Source organism: Arenimonas caeni (assembly GCF_003024235.1).
Taxonomy (GTDB): Bacteria; Pseudomonadota; Gammaproteobacteria; order Xanthomonadales; family Xanthomonadaceae; genus Arenimonas; species Arenimonas caeni.
In genome coordinates this window covers 1-21,400 of sequence record NZ_KZ679102.1, presented here as the reverse complement: position 1 = coordinate 21,400, position 21,400 = coordinate 1, and the positions used below count along the sequence as shown (strand labels likewise).

The 21,400-nt window shown below is 72.0% G+C and carries 15 protein-coding genes; 9 read left to right on the top strand and 6 right to left on the bottom strand.

Annotated features, from left to right (window positions below):
• Nucleotides 1-58 precede the first annotated feature (58 nt).
• Nucleotides 59-613 carry a DUF3011 domain-containing protein gene (locus tag C6N40_RS13015; protein ID WP_162782230.1) on the top strand — a complete coding sequence of 185 codons (555 nt, stop codon included), beginning with the start codon at nt 59-61 and terminating at the stop codon, nt 611-613.
• Here C6N40_RS13015 and C6N40_RS13010 read toward each other — a convergent pair.
• Complete coding sequence (locus C6N40_RS13010) at nt 541-1,335, bottom strand: hypothetical protein (protein ID WP_106991462.1); 795 nt, start codon at nt 1,333-1,335, stop codon at nt 541-543. The genes C6N40_RS13015 and C6N40_RS13010 overlap by 73 nt on opposite strands.
• Before the next feature lie 74 nt (nt 1,336-1,409).
• On the opposite strand from C6N40_RS13010, the gene mtnA reads away from it, so the two are divergent.
• The 6 genes from mtnA (at nt 1,410) to pbpC (ending at nt 15,407) form a co-directional block, all read left to right on the top strand.
• The gene (gene mtnA, locus C6N40_RS13005) at nt 1,410-2,459 is read left to right on the top strand and encodes an S-methyl-5-thioribose-1-phosphate isomerase (RefSeq protein WP_106991461.1); all 1,050 of its coding nucleotides are present in this window, start codon (nt 1,410-1,412) and stop codon (nt 2,457-2,459) included.
• A gap of 103 nt (nt 2,460-2,562) precedes the next feature.
• Entirely contained in the window at nt 2,563-5,175 is a 2,613-nt protein-coding gene (gyrA, locus tag C6N40_RS13000; protein ID WP_106991460.1) for a DNA gyrase subunit A, read from the top strand.
• A 76-nt stretch (nt 5,176-5,251) separates the two neighbouring features.
• Complete coding sequence (locus C6N40_RS12995) at nt 5,252-7,300, top strand: PDZ domain-containing protein (protein ID WP_106991459.1); 2,049 nt, start codon at nt 5,252-5,254, stop codon at nt 7,298-7,300.
• Nucleotides 7,297-8,082 (top strand): hypothetical protein, encoded by a 786-nt coding sequence (locus C6N40_RS12990; protein WP_106991458.1) that lies wholly within the window; start codon nt 7,297-7,299, stop codon nt 8,080-8,082. The genes C6N40_RS12995 and C6N40_RS12990 overlap by 4 nt, the downstream gene beginning before the upstream one ends.
• Nucleotides 8,083-8,131: 49 nt before the next feature.
• Nucleotides 8,132-13,036, top strand: coding sequence for an alpha-2-macroglobulin family protein (locus C6N40_RS12985; protein WP_106991457.1), 4,905 nt, complete (start codon nt 8,132-8,134; stop codon nt 13,034-13,036).
• Nucleotides 13,037-13,097: 61 nt separating this feature from the next.
• Nucleotides 13,098-15,407, top strand: coding sequence for a penicillin-binding protein 1C (gene pbpC / locus C6N40_RS12980; protein ID WP_106991456.1), 2,310 nt, complete (start codon nt 13,098-13,100; stop codon nt 15,405-15,407).
• Here pbpC and C6N40_RS12975 read toward each other — a convergent pair.
• Nucleotides 15,404-15,886 carry a peroxiredoxin gene (locus tag C6N40_RS12975; protein WP_106991455.1) on the bottom strand — a complete coding sequence of 161 codons (483 nt, stop codon included), beginning with the start codon at nt 15,884-15,886 and terminating at the stop codon, nt 15,404-15,406. The two genes, pbpC and C6N40_RS12975, sit on opposite strands and share 4 nt — an antisense overlap.
• Before the next feature lie 140 nt (nt 15,887-16,026).
• Here C6N40_RS12975 and C6N40_RS12970 point away from each other — a divergent pair, with 140 nt between their 5' ends.
• Both C6N40_RS12970 and C6N40_RS12965 read left to right on the top strand, forming a co-directional pair.
• The gene (locus C6N40_RS12970) at nt 16,027-16,464 is read left to right on the top strand and encodes an Hsp20/alpha crystallin family protein (protein WP_106991454.1); all 438 of its coding nucleotides are present in this window, start codon (nt 16,027-16,029) and stop codon (nt 16,462-16,464) included.
• A gap of 100 nt (nt 16,465-16,564) precedes the next feature.
• Nucleotides 16,565-17,449 carry a DnaJ C-terminal domain-containing protein gene (locus C6N40_RS12965; protein WP_106991453.1) on the top strand — a complete coding sequence of 295 codons (885 nt, stop codon included), beginning with the start codon at nt 16,565-16,567 and terminating at the stop codon, nt 17,447-17,449.
• A 165-nt stretch (nt 17,450-17,614) separates the two neighbouring features.
• Here C6N40_RS12965 and C6N40_RS12960 read toward each other — a convergent pair whose 3' ends face one another.
• The 4 genes from C6N40_RS12960 to sucB form a co-directional block, all read right to left on the bottom strand.
• A complete protein-coding gene (locus C6N40_RS12960; RefSeq protein ID WP_106991452.1) occupies nt 17,615-17,983 on the bottom strand; it encodes a response regulator in 369 nt (122 codons plus the stop codon).
• A 62-nt stretch (nt 17,984-18,045) separates the two neighbouring features.
• Entirely contained in the window at nt 18,046-19,038 is a 993-nt protein-coding gene (locus C6N40_RS12955; protein WP_106991451.1) for an oxidoreductase, read from the bottom strand.
• Between the two features lie 81 nt (nt 19,039-19,119).
• Nucleotides 19,120-20,544, bottom strand: a complete 1,425-nt coding sequence (gene lpdA / locus C6N40_RS12950; protein WP_106991450.1) for a dihydrolipoyl dehydrogenase — start codon at nt 20,542-20,544, stop codon at nt 19,120-19,122.
• A gap of 2 nt (nt 20,545-20,546) precedes the next feature.
• Nucleotides 20,547-21,400 (bottom strand): dihydrolipoyllysine-residue succinyltransferase (gene sucB, locus C6N40_RS12945; RefSeq protein WP_106991449.1); only part of this gene is annotated, 854 nt, incomplete at its 5' end.

Here is a 21,400-nt window from a genome sequence, read left to right as displayed (position 1 = left end):
TTCCGGATTCCTATGTTGAAGCCGCCGGATCCCGAGCCGGCGCGAAGGAGAGATGACAATGACCCGTTGGATGCTTGCCTGCCTGCTGATCGCCGCGGCCCTGCCGCAGGCCGCCTTCGCCGACTCACGGCGTGGCCATGAGGATCGTTATTACGGCCAGGAGCAGGTGCTGCGCTGCGAGTCGCACGACAAGCGCAGCCGCCATTGCCCGGCCGACACCCGCGGTGGAGTTCAGCTGGTGCGCCAGCGCTCCAACGCGGCCTGCATCAAGGGCCGCACCTGGGGCCATGACCGCCGTGGCGTCTGGGTCTCGCATGGCTGCCGCGCCGATTTCGCCCTGGGTGGTGGCCGTGGCCACCGCGGCGACCGCTACTACGACCGCTACGACGACCGCTACGGCTACGGTGATGGCTACGATCGCGGCCACCGCGTCGTGCGCTGCGAATCGCGCGACCAGCGCTCGCGCTTCTGCCACGTGCCCGGTGGCGTGCGCAACGCCGAACTTCAGCGCGTGGTCAGCGACGCCCGCTGCCGCTATGGCTACAGCTGGGGCTTCCGCCGCGACGGCATCTGGGTGGACCGCGGCTGCCGCGCCGACTTCGTCGTCTTCTGAGTCGCCGGCCTGGCCTTCGAAGGCGCCCGCTTCGCGGCGGGCGCCTTTTTCGTGCCCGTCTTCCGGGCCTTCGTGGCCGCGGGCGGGCGGGGCAGGGCGAAGTCGGTGAGCTGGCGGCCCAGGGTGGTGGCCAGCTTGAGTGGCGGCATGGCCAGGCCCAGGGCCTCGGCGCTCCAGGCCTTGAGCGTCGACGGGGCCAGGCTCAGGGCGCTGGCCAGGGGCTTGGGCAGCCAGTCGGCGCCGGCCTTGCGCAGCCGGCACACGCTGTCGGCGTACCGGCCCGCGGCCCAGGTTTCGGCGACGGCGTGCACGGTCGCGGTGACCAGCGGCTCGAGCGGGGTGTAGCGCATCAGCGGGCCGCTCAGGGCGTCCGGCAGCCAGCCGCGCAACAGGCCGCGCAGGCCCTCGCGGGACGCCAGCGGGCTGAGCACGGCCTGGGTCTGGGCCACCGCCAGCACGCCTTCGACTTCCCAGGCCGCCGGCTTGAGCCGGTAGCGCCGGTAGATCTCCTCGACCAGCGCACGCTGCGTGGCCTGGGCCGACTCGCGGCTGCCGACGAAGCGCAGGCCCGCGGGCAGCAGCGGACGCAGCAGCGGCAGGCGGTCGAGCACCACCTGCATCGCCGCGCCGGCGCCGGCGCGCACGCAGGCGCCGTGCAGCAGCGCCTCGATGCCGGCGTCGGGCGTTTCCTTCTTGCCCCGCGGGGCGGTTCGGCTGGCCATGGCCGCAGCATAACGCCACGGCGGCGCGGCGTGGCTTGGTAAACTCGCACATTCACGTGCACAGGCCGCCCGAGATGGATTTCGACCGCTACGACCGCATCCGCCCGATCCGCTGGATGGGCGACCACCTGCTCCTGCTCGACCAGCGCCGGCTGCCCTTCGTGGTCGAGGACGTGCGCTGCGACGATTCCGACGCCGTGGCCGCCGCCATCCATGCGCTGGTGGTGCGCGGCGCGCCGGCGATCGGCATCTCCGCGGCCTGGGGCGCGGTGCTGGCGGCGCGCGGCGTGCAGGCCGCGGACGGCGCCGAAGCGCTGGCGGCGCTCGGCCCGGCCCTGGACCGGCTCAACGCCGCCCGCCCGACCGCGGTGAACCTGATGTGGGCGCTGGCGCGCGTGCGCCGCGCGCTGGCCGCCGCCGGCGCCGACTGGCGTGCCGTGCTGGAAGCCGAGGCGCTGGCGATCGCCACCGAGGACCTGGCCGCGAACCGGCGCATGGGCGAACTGGGCGCCGCGCTCATCGCCCCCGGCAGCGGCGTGCTCACCCACTGCAACACCGGCTCGCTGGCCACCGCGGGTTTCGGCACCGCCCTGGGCGTGATCCGCGCTGGCGTCGCCGCGGGCCGCATCGACCGCGTCTACGCCAGCGAGACCCGGCCCTGGCTGCAGGGCGCCCGGCTCACGGCCTGGGAACTGCTGCAGGACGGCATCCCGGCCACCCTGATCGCCGACGGCGCCTCGGCCCACCTGATGAAGGGCGGGGCGGTGCAGTGGCTGATCGTCGGCGCCGACCGCATCTGCGCCAACGGCGACGTGGCCAACAAGATCGGCACCTATGCCCACGCCATCGCCGCCCGCCACCACGGGGTGAAGGTGATGGTGGTGGCGCCCTCGTCCACCGTGGACATGGCCACCGCCCGCGGCGAGGACATCGAGATCGAGATGCGCGACCCGGCCGAGCTGCTGTCGGTGGCGGGCACCCGCACCGTGGCCGAGGGCGTGCAGGCCTGGAACCCGGTCTTCGACGTCACCCCGGCCGCGCTGGTGGACGCGATCGTCACCGAGAAGGGCGTGGTCGTGCACCCGGACGCAGCCGCCATGGCTGCCTGCTTCGGCGCTGTCTAAGTCCTTGTTTTTTCGTGCCTAAAGCCTGCCTTCGGGGCGCGGTTTCTGGTATGATTTCACGTCCCCTGAACGCCTGCCCGCAGGCTACTGAACGGAACCACGAATGGCAGACCTCGCGAAGGAAATCATCCCGGTAAACCTCGAAGACGAGATGCGCAAGAGCTACCTCGATTACGCCATGAGCGTGATCGTGGGCCGTGCGCTCCCGGATGTCCGCGACGGCCTCAAGCCCGTGCACCGCCGCGTCCTGTTCGCCATGAACGAGCTGGGCGCGCACAGCAACAAGCCCTATTACAAGTCGGCGCGAATCGTCGGTGACGTGATCGGTAAGTACCACCCGCACGGCGACCAGTCGGTGTACGACACGCTGGTGCGCATGGCGCAGCCGTTCTCGCTGCGCTACCTGCTGGTCGACGGCCAGGGCAACTTCGGCTCGGTCGACGGCGACTCCGCCGCGGCCATGCGTTACACCGAGGCGCGCATGTCGCGGCTCACGCACGAGCTGATGGCCGACATCGACAAGGACACGGTCGACTTCCAGCCCAACTACGACGAGAAGGAACTCGAGCCGACGGTCATGCCGGCGCGCTTCCCGAACCTGCTGGTCAACGGTTCGGCCGGCATCGCCGTGGGCATGGCCACCAACATCCCGCCGCACAACCTCGGCGAGGTCATCGACGCCACCATCGCCCTGATCGACGAGCCGGAAGCCAGCATCTCCGACCTGATGCAGTACGTGCCGGGCCCGGACTTCCCCACCGCCGGCATCATCAACGGCGCCGCCGGCATCCATGCCGCGTACCACACCGGCCGCGGCCGCGTGCGCATCCGCGCCCGCGCCGAGGTCGAGGTCAACGAGGACAACGGCCGCGAAGCCATCGCGGTCACCGAGATCCCCTACCAGGTCAACAAGGCGCGGCTGATCGAGAAGATCGCCGAGCTGGTGAAGGAAAAGAAGATCGAGGGCATCTCCGAGCTGCGCGACGAGTCCGACAAGGACGGCATGCGCATCTACATCGAGGTCAAGCGCGGCGAGTCGGCCGAGGTCGTGCTCAACAACCTCTACCTGCAGACGCCGATGGAGTCGGTGTTCGGCATCAACATGGTCGCCCTGGTCGACGGCCGTCCGCAGGTGCTCAACCTCAAGCAGATGCTCGAGGCCTTCGTGCGCCACCGCCGCGAGGTGGTCACCCGCCGCACCATCTTCGAGCTGCGCAAGGCCCGCGCCCGCGCCCACATCCTCGAGGGCCTGACGGTCGCGCTGGCGAACATCGACGAGATGATCGAGCTGATCAAGACCTCGGAGAGCCCGGTGGTCGCCAAGGAGCGCATGCTCGCGCGCACCTGGCAGCCCGGCCTGGTCGGCGCGCTGCTGGCCGCGGCCGGCGCCGAGGCCTCGCGCCCCGAGGACCTGCCCGAGGGCGTGGGCCTGCAGGCGTCGGGCTACCAGCTCACCGACACCCAGGCCCAGCAGATCCTCGAGATGCGCCTGCACCGGCTCACCGGCCTGGAGCAGGAGAAGCTCACCGACGAATACAGGCAGCTGCTCGATACCATCCGCGGCCTGATCGAGATCCTCGAGAGCCCCGAGCGCCTGCTGCAGGTGATCCGCGACGAGCTGAACGCGCTGCGCGCCGAGTACGCCGACGAGCGCCGCACCGAGATCCGCCCGAGCGAGGAAGACCTCGACGTGCTCGACCTCATCGCGTCCGAGGACGTGGTGGTCACGCTCTCGCACGCCGGCTACGCCAAGCGCCAGCCGCTCACCACCTACCGCGCCCAGAAGCGCGGCGGCAAGGGCCGATCGGCCACGGCGGTGAAGGAAGAGGACTTCATCGACCGGCTGTGGGTGGTCAACACCCACGACACGCTGCTCACGTTCACCAGCACCGGCCGCGTGTTCTGGCTCAAGGTCTACCAGCTGCCCGACGCCGGCCCGAACTCGCGCGGCCGCCCGATCATCAACTGGATCCCGCTGCAGGAAGGCGAGAAGGTGCAGGCGGTGCTGCCGGTGCGTGAGTTCGGCGACGACCACTTCGTGTTCTTCGCCACCCGCGACGGCACGGTCAAGAAGACCCCGCTTTCCGACTACTCGCGCCCGCGCTCGACCGGCATCTGGGCCATCAACCTCGACGAGGGCGACGGCCTGGTGGACGTGCAGCTCACCGACGGCAACTGCAACGTCATGCTGTTCGCCAGCAACGGCAAGGCCGTGCGCTTCGACGAGGGCGAGGTCCGCCCGATGGGCCGCACCGCCACCGGCGTGCGCGGCATGCGCCTGAAGGACGACGGCGAGGGCCAGGCCGCCAAGGTGGTCAGCATGATCGTGGTCGACGGAGACGGCGACATCCTCACCGCCAGCGAGAACGGCTACGGCAAGCGCACCCCGGTGTCGGAGTTCCCGCGCAAGGGCCGCGGCACCCAGGGCGTGATCGCCATGCAGACTTCCGAGCGCAACGGCGACCTGGTGGGCGCGATCCAGCTCACCGAGCAGCACGAAATCCTGCTGATCTCCGACCAGGGCACCCTGGTGCGCACCCGCGCGGCCGAGGTCAGCCAGGTGGGCCGCAACACCCAGGGCGTCACCCTGATGCGCGTGGCCGACGACGAGAAGCTGATCGCGGTCGAACGCGTGGACGTGATCGAGGTGGCCGACGAAGGCGACGAGGCGGCCCCGGCGGCCGGCGACGCCGCGACGGAGCAGCCCGGGGCCTGATCCCGGGCGCTGGCCGGGCCGCGCGGAACTCCCCGCGCGGCCTGTACCCTAAGGCCAGACACCTCCGGAGCCCACGATGATCCGCCAGACCACCGCCGCGCTGCTGGCTGCCTGCATCTTTGCCCTCACTCCGGCCCTGGCTTCGCCCGTGGCCGCTCCCGACGCGACCACCATCGCCGCCGCCCGCGACAAGGTGCTGCCGGTCGTGGTCAGCATCATGGTGGTGCGCGAGGACTTCAGGCAGGGCGAACCGGTGCTCAGCGTGTCTTCGGGCAGCGGCACGGTGGTCACGCCCGAGGGCCACATCGCCACCAACGCCCACGTCACCCAGAGCGGCAGGAGCTTCCGGGTGGTGTTCGCCGATGGCCGCGAGCTGCCGGCCCGCCTGGTCGGCGCCGACACGCTGTCGGACCTGGCCGTGCTGCAGGCCCTGCCGCCGGCGCCCGAGGTATTCGCCCACGCCCGCTTCGCGGACGAGCCCGACCTGGCGCCGGGCGACACCGTGCTGGCCATGGGCGCGCCCTGGGGCCTGTCGAATTCGATGAGCGCCGGCGTGGTGAACAACCCGCGCCGCCTGCTGGTCTCGCTGTTCGACGACGAGGCCGACTACGAGGACCGCCTGGGCGCCGACGAACCCACCGGCCGCTACTACGCCTGGATCCAGCACGACGCGGCGATCGCGCCGGGCAATTCCGGCGGCCCGCTGGTGGACCTGCGCGGGCGCATCGTCGGCGTGAACACGCGCGGCATGATCTTCGGTGGTGACCTGGCCTTCGCCATCCCGGGTCCCGACGCCCGCGACGTGGTGAACGCGCTGGTCGCGGGCGGCGAGATCAAACGCTCGCACCTGGGCTTCCGCCTGCGCTCGCTCAAGGGCACGGGCCTGGAGGAGGGCGTGCTGGTGAATTCGGTCGAGCGCGGCTCGGCCGCCGAGAAGGCCGGGCTGCGCGCCGGCGACCGGATCCTGGCCGTGGACGGCGAGGCCGTCACGGCGCGCCAGCCGGTGGAAGTGCCGGCGCTGCAGCGGCGGATCGCCGAACTGCCGGTGGGGGCGGAGGTGACGCTGCGGGTGGCGCATGCCGACGGGCGCCGCGACGTGAGGCTGCGCACCCGCGCCCAGCCCGAGGATCGCGGCGAGGAGCGCGCCTTCGCGCCCTTCGGTGCGTCCCTGGCCGAGCTGACCGCGGCCATGGGCCGGCGTCGCAACCTCGAGGGCGAGCGCGGCCTGCTGGTCACCGGACTGCGCCCGGGCGGCCCGGCGGCGATCGCCCGCCCGGCGCTCTCGGAAGGCGACCTGCTGCTGTCCGTGGACGGCCAGCCGGTGCCCGACCACGCCGCGCTCGAGGCCGCGGCCGGCCAGCCGCCGGCCGGGGGCAAGGCGCGCGTGCTGGAGTTCCGGCGCGGCGCCGAGCGCCGCATCGCGCTGCTGGTGCCGGTGCACGGCGACCAGCTGCGGGTGCCGCTGCCCGAACTGCCCAAGGCCTGGGCGGGCGTCGAGGTGCAGCCCATCACCTCTTCGCTGGCGCGCGAGCTGGAACTGGGCGGCGCCGGTTTCCGCATCACCCGCGTGTACCCGGGCAGCCCGCTGGCCGCCGCCGGCGCGAAGGTGGGCGACCTGCTGGCCGCGATCGATGGCGTGCCGTTGCGCGCGGCCAACGACAGCTCGGACGACCCCTTCCACCAGCGCGTGCGCGACATCGCGCCCGGCACCCGGGTGCGCGTGGACGCGCTGCGCGCCGGCAAGGCGCTGGCCTTCGACGCGCCGCTCGTGGAGGCGCCCGCCAACACCGCCTCGCTGCGCACGCTGGCGCTGGCCAGCCTGCGCATCCAGACCCGCGAGCTCGGCTTCTACGACCGCGCCGCCCGCCAGCTGCCGGCCGGCCAGCGCGGCGTCCACATCGACGGCGTCGAGTCCGGCGGCCCCGCCGGGCTGGCGCACCTGCAGCGCGGCGACATCATCGTGCGCCTGGGCGAGCGCGAGGTCGTCGATCTGGCCAGCCTGCAGGCGGCCCTCGACGCGGCCCTGGCCGGGGGCAACGGCCGGGTGATCCCGGTGCAGGTGCTGCGCGGGCCGGAAACGCGCATCCTCTACCTCGAACGCTACTGGCTCACGGAGACGCCATGACCGCCCGACTGTCCGCACTCGCCCTCGTCCTGCTGCTGGCCGCGCCGCTGGCGCGCGCCGAGGTGCCGAAGGAAGCCTTCGAGGACTACCGCGAAGTGTTCACGCTGCTGGGCCGGCAGCATGCCGATGCGATCGTGACGGTGAAGTTCGTCATGTCGGTGACCAACTCCGGCAACGAGCAGCGCATCGAGGACCGTACCCAGGCCGTGCTGGTGAGCGCCGACGGCCTGCTGCTGGTACCCGAGCGCACCATCAGCCTGGACTTCTCCAGCCTGGGCGAAGGCGGGCAGGGTGCGCCGGTGGCGACCTCGCGCGATTTCCGCGTGCGCCTGGCCGACGGCGACGAGTGGCTGCCGGCCGACCTGGTCACGCGCGACAGCGCGCTTGGCCTGGCCTGGCTGCGGATGCGCGACGTTACGGCGCCGCTGCCCTTCGTCGACCTCGCCCGCGGCGTGCGCGCCGAGCCGGGCATGGTCTATTTCTCCGTGCTGCGCACCTCCGACGAGTGGGGCGGGGTGCCGGTGTTCCGCCCCGGCCTGGTGCTTGGCGAGACGCACACGCCGACCTTCCGGCTGCTGGTGGACGGCGTGCCCGGCCTGGCGTTCTCGCACGACGGCCGCCCGATGGGCTACGTGGACGTGGACCTGGCCTCGATGATGCGCACGCGCAATACCGGCGTCGGCCTGGACATGGCGGACCTGGTGCTGCGCATGACCCCGATCGACAAGGTCGCCGCCGCCACCGCCCAGGCGGCGAAGTTGCCGGTCGCCGGTGCCGACTGAGGCCGCACCAAGCCGCCTATACTGGCCGGGTCCGAACGGGAGCCCGGCCATGTTTGCTTCGCCTGTCCTTCGCCGCGTTGCGGCGCTGTCCCTTGGGTTCGCACTGCTGCTGGTGCTTGCAGCCTGCCAGCAGGAAGGCGGCAGGGTGCCCGAACTGCAGGGCGCCACGCCCGTCGACGCGCGCCCGGCGCTCGAAGGCTTCGCGCTCGAGTCCGCCGGCCACGGCCGCCACGACGGCCAGACCGCCATCGAGCTGCGCTTCACCCGGCCGCTGGCCGCGGGCCAGGATTTCGACGCGCTGATCGCCGTCACCGGGCCTGAGGAGGCCGTGGTCAAGGGCAGCTGGGTGCTCGACGACAGCGCCCGCGTGCTGCACTTCCCCTACGTCGAGGCCAGCCGCAAGTACCTCGTGACCGTGGCGGCGGGACTCGCCGCCGCCGACGGCAGCACCCTCGGCAGCGAGCAGCGCCGCGAGCTCGACACCGCGCCGGTGGAGCCGGCGGTGGGCTTCGCTTCGCAGGGCAGCGTGCTGCCGGCGCGCGATACCCGCGGCCTGCCGGTGGTGTCGGTGAACGTGCCGGAGGTGGACGTCGAGTTCCTGCGCGTGCGCGACGCCGAAGTGGCCAATTTCTTCGTCAGCTACCAGCGCGGCGGCCGCCGCGGCGGCTGGGAACTCGCCGAGAGCCGCTGGCGGGGCCGGGTGGCGCTGACCCGGGTCGCCGACCCGGTCTACCTCAACCGTTTCGTGCTCGGCGGCGGGCCGAACGAGCGCCGGCTGTCCTACCTGCCGGTGCAGAACATCGCCGAGCTGCAGCAGCCCGGCGTCTATTTCGCGCTGATGCGCCGGGTCGGTGCTTACGAAGAAGACTACGACACCGCCATCTTCTTCGTCAGCGACCTCGGGTTGCACGTGCGCGCCTACGAGGGCCAGGTGTTCGTGCACGCGGCCTCGCTCAAGACCGGCCAGGGTGCCGGTGATGTCTCGATCGAGGTGCTCGACCGCGGCGGCGAGGCGGTGGCCAGGGCCGGCACCGACGCCAGCGGCAACGCCCTGGTTGCCTACAAGCTCGACGCCGGCCACGTGCTGGTGGCGCGCAAGGGCAACGACGTCTCGGTGCTGCCCTTCAACCAGCCGGCGCTCGACCTCTCGGAGTTCGCCGTCGCCGGCCGCGCCCAGGCCTGGTTCGATGTCTTCGCCTGGTCCGGGCGCGATCTCTACCGGCCGGGCGAGACGCTGCAGGTGTCGGCGCTGATGCGCGACCACGACGGCCGCGCGGTCAAGCCGCAGCCGCTGTACCTGGGCCTGCGCCAGCCCGACGGCAAGCTCTACCTCGAAACCCGGCTCGAGCCGGGCGAGGGCGGCTACTACCAGTGGCGGCAGGCCCTGCCGCCGGAGGCGCCGACCGGACGCTGGCAGGTCGAGTTCCGCACCGCGCCGGGCGCGAAGGACGTCGTGCAGGGCCTGGCGCTGCGCATCGAGGAGTTCCTGCCCGAGCGCATGAAGCTCGCGCTCGAGAGCCGGCAGCCCGTGCTGGCGCCGGGCGAGGCGCTGGCGCTCGAGGTCGAGGCGGCCTATCTCTACGGCGCGCCGGCGGAAGGCAACCGCTTCACCGCAAAGCTCGCGCTGGTGCCCGACCTGAACCCGGTGCAGGCGCTGCCCGACCACCAGTTCGGCGACCCGACGATCACCCTGCCGCGCGAACCGCGCGATGTCGTGGATGAATCGCTCGACGCCCAGGGCCGCTTCGCGACCGATCTGGCGCTGCCCGAGGAAGTGGCCAGTCCTTCGGCCCCGGTGGCGGTGCTGGTCACCGGCAGCGTGTTCGAAAGCGGCGGCCGCCCGGTCACCCGCAGCCTGCGCCGCAGCGTGTGGCCGGCGCCGGTGCTGGTGGGCGTGCGCCCGCTGTTCGACCCGAAGGAGGGCGCGCCGGCCAACGGCAATGCCGGCTTCGAGCTGTTGCGCAGCGACATCGCCGGCAAGCTCGCCTCCGGCACGCTGGAAGTGAGCCTGGTGCGCGAGATCCGCGACTACCACTGGCGCCAGGACGACGGCGGCTGGGCCTTCGATTTCACCGCGCGCTACGAAACCGTCGAGACCCGCGAAGTCGCGGCCCGGGCCGAGGGCGGCACGCGCATCGACTTCCCGGTGCAGTGGGGCGAATACCGGCTGGAGGTGCGCGATCCGGCCACCGGCCTGCTCACGCGCCTGCCTTTCGTCGCCGGCTGGAGCTGGGACAACCAGAACCGCGGCCTCGACGCGCGCCCCGACAAGGTCAAGCTTGCGCTCGACAAGACCGGCTACCGCGCCGGCGACACCCTGGTGGTCACGGTGACGCCGTCGCAGCCGGGCCCGGGCATCCTGGTGGTCGAGTCCGACAAGCTGCTCCACGTGCAGCCGCTGGAAGCCAGGGCCGGCGCGAGCTACGAGCTCAAGGTCACCGAGGACTGGGAGCGCCACGACGTCTACCTCACCGCGCTGGTGCTGCGCGGCGGTTCGGCGCTGGAGAAGGTGACGCCGGCGCGCGCGGTCGGCGTGGCGCACGTGCCGATGGCGCGCGGCGATCGCCGCGTCGAGGTGACGATCGAGGCGCCGGCGCAGGCCGAGCCGGAGCGTGAGCTGCCGGTGGTGGTCAGTGCACCCGCGCTGGCCGGCCAGACCGCCTGGGCGACGATCTCTGCGGTGGACGTGGGCATCCTCAACATCACCCGCTTCCCGGTGCCGGATGCCGCGGCGCATTTCTTCGCGCAGCGCCGGCTGGGCGTGGATGCCTATGACCTCTACGGCCGCGTGATCGAAAGCTTCGAGGGCGAAAGCGCCCGCCTGCGCTTCGGCGGCGACATGGCACTGGCGGCGCTGCCGCAGGCGCGCCGGCCGACCGCGCGCGTCAAGACCGTCGACCTGTTCAGTGGCCCGGTGGCGCTCGATGCTCAGGGCCGGGCGACGGTCAGCCTGCCGGTGCCGGATTTCAACGGCACGCTGCGGGTCTCGGCCCTGGTGTTCGGCGAAACCAGCTACGGCCAGGCCAGCGCCGAAAGCGTGCTGCGCGCGCCGGTGCTCGCCGAGCTCAGCGCGCCGCGCGTGCTGGCCCCGGGCGACCGCAGCACCGTCACCATCGACCTGCAGAACTTCACCGGCGAGGCCGGCGAGTTCCGCGTGGTGCTCGACACCGAGGGCCCGCTGGCGGTCGGCAACGGCCGGCGCACGGTGACGCTGGCGGCGGAGGGCAAGTCCACGCTCAGCTTCCCGCTCACCGCCACCGACGGCGTGGCCACCGGCGTGCTCAGGCTCTCGGTGGAGGGCAACGGTCGCAGCGTCAACCGCGCCTTCGACCTGCCGGTGCGGGCGGCCTGGGGCGGCGTGGCGCGTTCGAATGCGTATTCGGTCGAACCGGGCGCGACGCTTTCGCTCGGCCCGAACCTGGCCGAGGGGCTGCTCCCGGCGACGGTGTCGGCGCGGCTCAGCCTCGGGGTGCAGCCGCCGGTGCCGTTCGCGCGCGCCCTGCGCGAGCTGCTCGACTACCCCTACGGCTGCGTCGAACAGACCACCTCGCGGGGCTACGCGGCGCTGCTGCTCGACCAGGACCACGCCGCCCGCATGGGCTTCCCCGGCCTGTCGGCCGACGAGCGGCGCCGGCGCCTGGAAGCGGCCTTCAGCCGGCTGGCGGCGCTGCAGCTCGAAAACGGCCATTTCTCGATGTGGGGCGGCCGCGACACGGCGGCGGTGCTCACGCCCACCATCGCCGAGTTCCTGCTCGCGGCGCGCGAGGCCGGCTTCGCCGTGCCCGAGGCGATGCTGCAAAAGACGCTCGAGCGGCTCAACGAGGACCTGCTCACCGGTGGCCTGCCGTTCTACAGCTACGACCAGTCCGAGCACCTTCGCTTCGCCTACCAGGCCTACGCCGGCTACGTGCTGGCGCGCCTGAACCGGGCGCCGCTGGGCACGCTGCGTGCGCTGCATGACAACCAGCGCGGCAAGTCGCTGACCGGCCTGCCGCTGGTGCACCTGGGCCTGGCGCTGCAGCTGCAGGGTGATTCGGCGCGCGGCGACAAGGCCGTCGCCGAAGGCCTGGCCAAGGTGTCGAAGCGGCCGCGCTGGCTGGGCGACTACGGCTCCGACCTGCGCGACGAGGCCATGGTGCTGGCCCTGCTGCGCGAGAACGGGCATGCCGCGGCCGGCCAGGACGACCGCCTGCTGGCGCTCTCGCGCGACCTGCAGTCGCGCGGCCGCGAGCGGTACGCCTGGTACAGCACGCAGGAGCAGGTGGCGCTGGCGCGCCTGGGCCGCAGCCTGCTGCTCGACGCCGAACGCACCTTCGCCGGCACGATCAGCGTCGGCGGCGAGGCCCAGGCGCTGCAGCCCGACCGCTCGGCCAGCCGCACGCTCGGCTACGGCGACCTCGCCGCCGGCGTGCGCTTCGCGGCCGACAGCCAGGCGCCGGTGTTCGCCATCGTCGACGTCGCCGGCATCCCGCGCACCGCGCCGGCCTTCGACGATTCGTCCATCAGCATCGTGCGCAGCTGGCACACGCCCGACGGCAAGCCCTGGAAGCCCGGGCCGCTGCGCGAAGGCGAGGTGCTGGTGGCGGCCCTGCGCATCGAGGCGCGCGAAGCCATGCCCGATGCGCTGGTGGTCGACCACCTGCCGGCCGGCCTGGAGATCGAAAACCTCAACCTGGCCGATCCGGACCAGTGGGCCGGCGTGGTGATCAATGGCGTCACGGTCTCGGAGCGCGACTACGCCGCGCAGCTGCTGCACGAGGAGTTCCGCGACGACCGCTACGTGGCGGCGCTGCAGCTCGAGCGCGGCCAGGCGGCGCACCTGTTCTACCTGGTGCGCGCGGTGACGCCGGGCACCTACGTGGTGCCGCCGCCGCAGGCCGAGGACATGTACCGGCCCGAGCTGCGCGGCGTGGGTCGCGCCGCGCCGGCCACGATCACGGTGCAGCAGCCCTGACGTGAGCCGGGCCGGGCAGGGCGGGGCGGGGGCGGCGCCGGCCAGGAGGTGGCGCCGCGCCATGGGCGTGCTGGCGGCGCTCGTGCTGCTGGCGCTGCTGCTCGACCGCCTGTTTCCGCCGCCGCTGCCCGACGGCGGCGGGGCCAGCGTCGTGCTGGCCGCCGACGGCACGCCGTTGCGCGCCTTTCCCGGCCGCGACGGCGTCTGGCGCTACCCGGTGGCGCCCGGGGAAGTTTCGCCGCTCTATCTCGAGGCGCTGCTGGGCTACGAGGACCGCTGGTTCCACCAGCACTACGGCGTGAACCCGCTGGCGCTGGCGCGCGCCGCCTGGCAGCGGCTGCGGCACGGGCGCGTGGTCTCGGGTGGCTCCACGCTGACCATGCAGGTCGCGCGCATCATCGAGCCGCATCCGCGCACCTTCGGCGGCAAGCTGCGCCAGGCCCTGCGCGCGGTGCAGCTCGAATGGCGGCTCGACAAGCAGGAGATCCTCGCGCTCTACCTCAACCACGCCCCCTTCGGTGGCACCGTGGAAGGCGTGGAGGCGGCCAGCTGGGCCTACCTGGGCAAGTCCTCGCGCGAACTGTCGCGCGCCGAGGCGGCGCTGCTGGCGGTGCTGCCGCAGGCGCCCAGCCGGCTGCGCCCGGACCGCCACCCCGAGGCGGCGCGCGCCGCCCGCGACAAGGTGCTGGCGCGGCTGGCCGCGCAGGGCGACTGGGACGAGGCCGCGGTGGCGGCCGCGCGCATCGAACCCGTGGTCTCGCGCCGGCTGCGCCCGCCGATGTCGGCGGCGCTGCTGGCCCGGCGCCTGCAGGCCGCCCACCCCGGCCAGGCGCGGATCACCAGCACGCTCGACGCGGAGCTGCAGCGCACGCTCGAGGCGCGCCTGTCGGCGTGGTTCGCCAACCTGCCCGAGCGCAGTTCGGCGGCCCTGCTGGTGGTCGACAACGCCAGCCTGGAGGCGCGTGCCTACGTGGGCTCGCTGGCGTTCGGCGACCCGCGCCGGCTGGGCCACGTGGACATGGTGCAGGCCGTGCGCTCGCCAGGCTCGACGCTCAAGCCCTTCCTCTACGGCCTGGCCATCGACGACGGCCTGGTGCATTCGGGCAGCCTGCTGGTGGACGCGCCGCAGTCCTTCGGCGACTACCGGCCGGCGAACTTCGACCCGGCCTTCAACGGCCCGGTGTCGGTGGCCGAGGCGCTCCGGCTGTCGCTGAACGTGCCGGCGGTGGACCTGCTCGACCGGGTCGGGCCGCCGCGGTTCGCCGCGCGCCTGGCGCACGGCGGCGTCGGCCTGCAGCTGCCGCGGGGCGCCAGCCCGAACCTGTCGATCATCCTCGGCGGCACCGGCACCCGGCTCGAGGAACTGGTGGGGGCCTACGCCGCCTTCAACCGCGAAGGCCTGGCCGGGCCGGTGCGCTACACGCCCGACGCGCCGCTGCAGGAGCGGCGGCTGCTCTCGCCGGGCGCGGCCTGGATCGTGCGCGAGATCCTCGAGCAGCACGGGCGCCCGGGCCTGCGCGACGGCGTGGTGGACACCAGCCGGCGCCAGCGCGTGGCCTGGAAGACCGGTACCAGCTACGGCTTCCGCGATGCCTGGGCGATCGGCGGCACGGCCGCCTACACGGTCGGTGTTTGGGTCGGGCGCCCGGATGGCACGCCGCTGCCGGGCCAGTACGGCGCGATCACGGCGCTGCCGCTGCTGTTCGAGGTGGTCGACAGCCTGCCGCGCAGCCCGCGCGACGGCCTGCGCCGGCCGATGCCGGCGTCGGTGGTGAAAACGGAAATCTGCTGGCCGCTGGGGCTGCCGCCGGATCCGGCCGCGCCGGGCCTGTGCCATCGCCGGGTCGAGGCCCTGGCCCTGGACGGGCAGTTGCCGCCGACCCTGCCCGAGCGCGGGGCGCGGCTGTGGAGCGCGGGTCGCCTGCCGCTGGTGCTGGATGCCCGGACCGGGCAGCGGCTGTCGGCGGACTGCCGCGCCGCGCACGAGCGGCGGCCGGTGGAGATCGCCCGCTGGCCGGCCCTGGCCATGCCCTGGCTGCCGGCGGCCGAGCGGCGCGCCTCGGCCATCCCGCCGCTGGCGCCCGACTGCGCCCCGGACGCGCTGGCCGGGCTGGAGAACCTGCGCATCGACGGCCTGGCCGACGGCAGCCGCCTGGCGCGGCCGCCGGGCAGCGCGCGCCCGGTGACGGTGCGCCTGCGGGCGCTGGGCACGCAGGCGCGGGTGCAGTGGCTGGTGGACGGCCGCCTGGCCGGTGAAAGCCAGGGCGGCCGGGCCTGGACGCATGCCTTCGACGCGCCCGGCGAGCACCGCATCACGGCCCTGGCCGAAACCGGGGCCTTCGACGAACTGACGGTGCGGGTGCTGCGTTAGGCCGGAAGGTGCTCGAGCACGTAGTCGGCGGCCGAGACCTTGAACTCGCCCGGGGCCTCGACATGCAGCTGCTTCACCACGCCGTCCTCGGCGTACAGGGCGAAGCGCTTGGCGCGCAGGCCCATGCCGAAGGCGGTGGCGTCGAGCTCCAGGCCCAGGGCCTGGGTGAAGGCGCCGTTGCCGTCGGCGAGCATGTGCATGTCGGCCGGCACGTCCTGGTCCCTGGCCCAGGCCGACATCACGAAGGCGTCGTTGACCGCCAGGCAGGCCACGTCGATGCCGCGGGCGCGGAAGGCGTCCATCTGCTCGACGTAGCCCGGCAGGTGCTTGGCCGAGCAGGTCGGGGTGAAGGCGCCCGGCACGGCGAAGAGCACGACCTTGCGGCCGCCGAACAGCTCGCCGGTGTCCACGGCCTGCACGCCGTCACGCAGCACGTTGAGGGTGGCCTGGGGGATCTTGTCACCGACCTGGATGGTCATGGGGGTGCTCCGCATCGGGGTGGGGCACCGAGTGTAACCGGCGCGCGTGCCGGCCGGGTCAAGGGGACTTGAAGCCGGGCGCGCCGACCCTATCTACCGGGCATGGCGGCACGGCTGCCGCCCTTGCACGGAGACACACCATGAGCCTTATCCGCTATTCCGCCAACCATCCGCGGGCCCTGCAGGACGAGATCAAGCAGGTGTTCGACAAGTTCTTCAACGACGACGCCGACGCCTCGAGCGTGGTCACCAGCCAGTGGATGCCGCGCGTGGACATCAAGGAGGAAGCCGACCGCTTCCTGATCCAGGCCGACCTGCCCGGCGTGGACCCGAACGACATCGAGGTGCAGATGGACAAGGGCATCCTGTCGATCAAGGGCGAGCGCAAGACCGAGTCGGTGACCGAGGGCGACCGCTATTCGCGCGTCGAACGCGCGCACGGCGTGTTCTACCGTCGCTTCGCGCTGCCCGACAGCGCCAACCCGGAAGGCATCACCGCCACCGGCAGGCACGGCGTGCTCGAGATCAGCATCCCCAAGCGCCCCGAGACCACCCCGCGCCGCATCCAGGTCTCCTGAGACCGGCCCGGCGGGAGCGGCTCCAGCCGCGAAGCCCCTCCCTGCGTAAACTGCACCCGCGGCCCTCGCCGCGGGTGCTTTTTTTCGACAAGGCCAGACCATGCAGTTCAAGGACTACTACGAAACCCTCGGCGTCGAGCCGACGGCCGGCGAGGCGGAGATCAAGACCGCCTACCGCCGGCTGGCGCGCAAGTACCACCCGGACGTGAGCAAGGAGGCGGGGGCCGAGGAGCGCTTCAAGGCGGTCAACGAGGCCTACGAGGTGCTGCGCGACAAGGACAAGCGCGCCGAGTACGACCACTTGCGCGCCCACGGCTACCGTCCCGGCGAAGAGTTCCGGCCGCCGCCGGGCTTCGGCGGCGGCTTCGGTGGCGGTGGGTTCCGCTTCGAGCAGGACTTCGGCGGCGGTGGCTTCAGTGACTTCTTCGAATCGCTGTTCGGTGGCGGCCGCGGGCCGGGACGGCAGCAGGCGCCGCAGGGCGACGTGCGCGCCAGGCTGGCGGTGTCGCTCGAACAGGCCTACGCCGGCGGCAAGCAGCGCATCAATGTCGATGGCCGCACGCTGGAGGTGAACATCCCGGCCGGCATCGCGCCCGGGCAGGTGATCCGGCTGGCGGGGCAGGGCCGCCGCGGCGGGCCGCGCCCGAGCGACCTGCTGCTGGAAGTGGACTACCGCCCGCACGCGCAGTTCGAGGTGGATGGCCGCAACGTGCTCTACACGCTGCCGCTGGCGCCCTGGCAGGCGGCGCTGGGCACCACCGTGAGCGTGCCGACCCTGGGCGGCCAGGTGGAGCTGCGCGTACCGCCGGATTCCGACACCGGCCGCAAGCTGCGCCTGCGCGGCCGCGGCCTGCCCGGCAAGCCCGCCGCGGGCGACCAGATCGTCGAGATCGAGGTCCGCGCCCCCAGGCCCACCACCGACGCCCAGAAAGAGCTCTACCGGCAGATGGCCGAGGCCTTCGACTTCGATCCCGGGCGGGGTTGAAGTGCTCACTTTGGCCACGGATGAACACGGACAGACACGGATAGAGCAGAAGCGGCTGAGCTGAAAAGAAGAAAGGGCCCCGAGGGGCCCTTTCTTGCGACTTCGTACAGGGTGCTGTTCCTGACCCTGTCCGTGTTTATCCGTGGCCGCGCTGGCCTTTCAGGATCAGCCGCCGGCGAGCAGGCCGTTGATGACCTCGACCAGCTGATTCTCGTTGAACGGCTTGGTGATGTAGGCCTTGGCGCCCTGGCGCATGCCCCAGACCTTGTCGGTTTCCTGGTCCTTGGTGGTGACCAGCACGATCGGGATGTGCGCGGTGCTGGCTTCCTTGGAAATGGCGCGGGTGGCCTGGAAACCGTTGAGGTTGGGCATCACCACGTCCATCAGGATCAGGTCGGGCACGTTGGCCTTGGCCGCTTCCACGCCCGCGGCGCCGTCCTCGGCGGTGAGGGCCTCATGGCCGAGTTTCTCAACAATGCGCTTCATGCCCATCAGCTGGGACGGGGAATCGTCGACGATAAGAATGCGTGCCATGAAAGAGCCTCCAACGGTTCGGGTCATTGTAAGCCGGGCGGGCGGTCAGGGCGCAAGCCGGGTCAGAGCCGGACGACCGTTCGTCCGAAGGATCCGCCGGCCAGCATGGTCGGGAACACCTCGGGAAGTGTGTCCAGCGTCACTTCCCGCGTGCAGATCGCGTCCAGGTGCGCCGGTTTCCACGGCCCGGCCAGGCGCTCCCAGACCTGCTCGCGCTGGGCCCGGGCGGTGCCGGCCGAGGCGATGCCCAGGATCGAGACGCCGCGGATGATGAAGGGCATCACCGTCGTCTGCAGGCCGTGGCCGCCGGCGAGGCCGCAGGCGGCGATGTTGCCGTAGGGTTGGATCACCCGGGTGAGGTTGGCCAGGGTGTCGCCGCCGACGCTGTCGATGGCACCGCCCCAGATCGCCGTTTCCAGCGGCCGCTGGCCCCACTGCATGTCGCCGCGGCCGATCACCCGGCGCGCGCCGAGGCGCTCGAGGAAGGCGCGCTGGTCGGTCTTGCCGGTGATGGCGTGGGCCTCGTAGCCGGCGCGGGTGAGGATGTCGATTGCGAGCATGCTCACGCCGCCGGTGGCGCCGGTGACCACCACCGGGCCCAGCGCCGGCGTCTGGCCATTGGCCTCCATGCGCAGCAGCGACAGGCCGGCGGTGAAGCCGGCGGTGCCCAGCACCATCGCTTCGCGCAGGCCCAGGCCCGCGGGCAGGGGAATGGTCCATTCGGCCGGCAGGCGCACGTACTCGGAGTAACCGCCGTCGCGGGTTTCCGACAGGCCCGAGCCGGTGCACAGCACGGGATCGCCCTCGCGGAAGCGCGGGTCGGTGCTGGCCACCACGTGGCCGGCCACGTCGATGCCACCGACCAGTGGGAAGCGGCGCAGGATCTTGCCCTCGCCGGTGCCGGCGAGCGCGTCCTTGTAGTTCACGCTCGACCATTCGGCGCGGATGACCACTTCGCCGGGGGCCAGGTCGTCGAGCGACAACGGCTCGATGCCGGCACGGTGGCCGCCATCGGCGTGGATTCGGAAGGCGCGGAATTGCTGCGGGATGCTCATCGCCGGATTCCTCCTCGTTCGGGGTGGCGGAAACGCCGGGAGGCGCCCGAAGGCGCCTCCCGGAGGTTACCGCAGATGGCTTCAGTTCGCCTTGTGGATGGCGCGCTTGTCCACGGCCATGGCGGCGTCGTGGATGGCCTCCGACAGGGTCGGGTGGGCGTGGCAGATGCGCGCCAGGTCCTCGGCCGAGCCGTGGAACTCCATCGCCAGCACGCCCTCGTGCACCAGCTCGGAGACGTTCACGCCGACCAGGTGCATGCCCAGGATGCGGTCGGTCTCCTCGTGCGCGATCACCTTCACGAAGCCCGCGGGCTCGGCCATGGCAACGGCGCGGCCGACGGCGGCGAAGGGGAAGCTGCCGGTCTTGAACGGAATGCCTTCGTCCTTGAGCTGCTTCTCGGTCTTGCCGACCCAGGCGATCTCCGGCTCGGTGTAGATGACCCAGGGGATGGTGTCGAAGTTGACGTGGCCGGGCAGGCCGGCGATCAGTTCGGCCACCGCGATGCCTTCCTCGAAGCCCTTGTGCGCCAGCATCGGGCCGCGCACGCAGTCGCCCACGGCCCAGACGCCCTCGACGCCGGTGGCGCAGTGCTCGTCGACCTCGATCTGGCCGCGCTCGTTGAGCTTCACGCCGGTGCCTTCGGCCAGCAGGCCCTTGGACGCGGCCTTGCGGCCCACGGCCACCAGCAGCTTGTCGACCACCAGCGAGTGGTCGGCCTTGCCGTCGTTGTAGGTCAGGTGGACTTCGTTCTTCTTCACCTCGGCCTTGCTGACCTTGGCGCCGAGCTTGATGTCCAGGCCCTGCTTCTTGAATTCCTTGAGCGCGGTGCGCGCCACTTCGGCGTCGGCCGCGGCCAGGAAGTCGGGCATCGCCTCGAGGATGGTGACCTCGGAGCCCAGGCGCTTCCAGACGCTGCCGAGCTCGAGGCCGATGACGCCGGCGCCGATCACGCCCAGGCGCTTGGGCACTTCCTCGAAATCGAGGGCGCCGACGTTGTCGACGACGTGCTTGCCGTCGAACCTGGCGAACGGCAGCTCGATTGAATCCGAGCCGGCGGCCAGGATCACGTGCTTGCCCTGCAGCTCGACCTCGGTGCCGTCGTGCTGCTTCACCTTCACCACGCGGTTCGGGTGCAGGGTGCCGAAGCCGTAGAACGGCGTGACCTTGTTGGCCTTGAACAGCATGGCGATGCCGCCGGTGAACTGCTTGACGATCTTGTCCTTGCGGCCAACCATCGTCTTGACGTCGATCTTCGCGTCCTTGGCGCTGATGCCGTGCTCGCCGAACAGGTGCTGCAGGTTGTGGAACTGCCGCGAGCTGTCGAGCAGGGCCTTGGACGGGATGCAGCCCACGCGCAGGCAGGTGCCGCCCAGGGCGGGCTTGCCGTCCTTGCCCAGGGCCGCGTCGATGCAGGCGACCTTGAGGCCGAGCTGGGCGGCGCGGATGGCGGCGTGGTAGCCGGCCGGGCCGGCGCCGATGACGACTACGTCGAAGTTCTCGGCCATGGTCAGAGCCCCAGCAGCATGCGGTGCGGGTTTTCGAGCTGGTTCTTGATGTCCACCAGGAACAGCACCGCGTCCTTGCCGTCGATGATGCGGTGGTCGTAGCTGAGCGCGATGTACATCATCGGCGCCACCACGACCTGGCCGTTCTCGGCGATCGGGCGCTCCTTGATGGCGTGCATGCCCAGGATGGCCGACTGCGGCGGGTTGACGATCGGCGTGGACATCAGCGAGCCGAAGGTGCCGCCGTTGGTGATGGTGAAGGTGCCGCCCTGCAGGTCCTCGAGCTTCAGGCCGCCCTCGCGGGCCGCCTTGGCGTAGCCGGCGATGGACGACTCGACGTCGGCGAAGCTCATGTTCTCGACGTTGCGCAGCACCGGGGTCACCAGGCCCTTGTCGGTGGCGACCGCGATCGAGATGTCGGCGTAGCCGTGGTAGATCACGTCGTTGCCGTCGACCGAGGCGTTGACGATCGGGTGCTTCTGCAGCGCGTTGGCGGCGGCCTTGGCGAAGAAGCTCATGAAGCCGAGCTTGATGCCGTGGGTCTTCTCGAACGGCTCGCCCAGCTCCTTGCGCATGGCCATCACCTTGCCCAGGTTGACCTCGTTGAACGAGGTCAGCATGGCGATGGAGTTCTTGGACTGCATCATGCGCTCGGCGATGCGCTGGCGGATGCGGGTCATCGGCACGCGCTGCTCGGGGCGGGCGCCACCGCCGACCTTGATGTGGTTGACGATGTCTTCCTTGGTCACGCGGCCGCCGCGGCCGGTGCCGGCGACGTCGGCCGGGTTCACGTCGTTGCGCGCGGCGTGCGCGGCGGCGCCCGGCGGCAGCTCGGCGCCGGACCTGGCGGCAGGCG

Excerpts from the sequence above, each read along its gene's own strand:
- lpdA (WP_106991450.1), bottom strand. The coding sequence starts at position 20,544 with ATGGCCGAGAACTTCGACGTAGTCGTCATCGGCGCCGGCCCGGCCGGC.
- C6N40_RS12975 (WP_106991455.1), bottom strand. The coding sequence starts at position 15,886 with ATGACCATCCAGGTCGGTGACAAGATCCCCCAGGCCACCCTCAACGTG.
- C6N40_RS13010 (WP_106991462.1), bottom strand. The coding sequence starts at position 1,335 with ATGGCCAGCCGAACCGCCCCGCGGGGCAAGAAGGAAACGCCCGACGCC.
- pbpC (WP_106991456.1), top strand. The coding sequence starts at position 13,098 with ATGGGCGTGCTGGCGGCGCTCGTGCTGCTGGCGCTGCTGCTCGACCGC.
- C6N40_RS12965 (WP_106991453.1), top strand. The coding sequence starts at position 16,565 with ATGCAGTTCAAGGACTACTACGAAACCCTCGGCGTCGAGCCGACGGCC.
- mtnA (WP_106991461.1), top strand. The coding sequence starts at position 1,410 with ATGGATTTCGACCGCTACGACCGCATCCGCCCGATCCGCTGGATGGGC.
- C6N40_RS12990 (WP_106991458.1), top strand. The coding sequence starts at position 7,297 with ATGACCGCCCGACTGTCCGCACTCGCCCTCGTCCTGCTGCTGGCCGCG.
- C6N40_RS12960 (WP_106991452.1), bottom strand. The coding sequence starts at position 17,983 with ATGGCACGCATTCTTATCGTCGACGATTCCCCGTCCCAGCTGATGGGC.
- gyrA (WP_106991460.1), top strand. The coding sequence starts at position 2,563 with ATGGCAGACCTCGCGAAGGAAATCATCCCGGTAAACCTCGAAGACGAG.
- C6N40_RS12955 (WP_106991451.1), bottom strand. The coding sequence starts at position 19,038 with ATGAGCATCCCGCAGCAATTCCGCGCCTTCCGAATCCACGCCGATGGC.
- C6N40_RS12970 (WP_106991454.1), top strand. The coding sequence starts at position 16,027 with ATGAGCCTTATCCGCTATTCCGCCAACCATCCGCGGGCCCTGCAGGAC.
- C6N40_RS12995 (WP_106991459.1), top strand. The coding sequence starts at position 5,252 with ATGATCCGCCAGACCACCGCCGCGCTGCTGGCTGCCTGCATCTTTGCC.
- C6N40_RS13015 (WP_162782230.1), top strand. The coding sequence starts at position 59 with ATGACCCGTTGGATGCTTGCCTGCCTGCTGATCGCCGCGGCCCTGCCG.
- C6N40_RS12985 (WP_106991457.1), top strand. The coding sequence starts at position 8,132 with ATGTTTGCTTCGCCTGTCCTTCGCCGCGTTGCGGCGCTGTCCCTTGGG.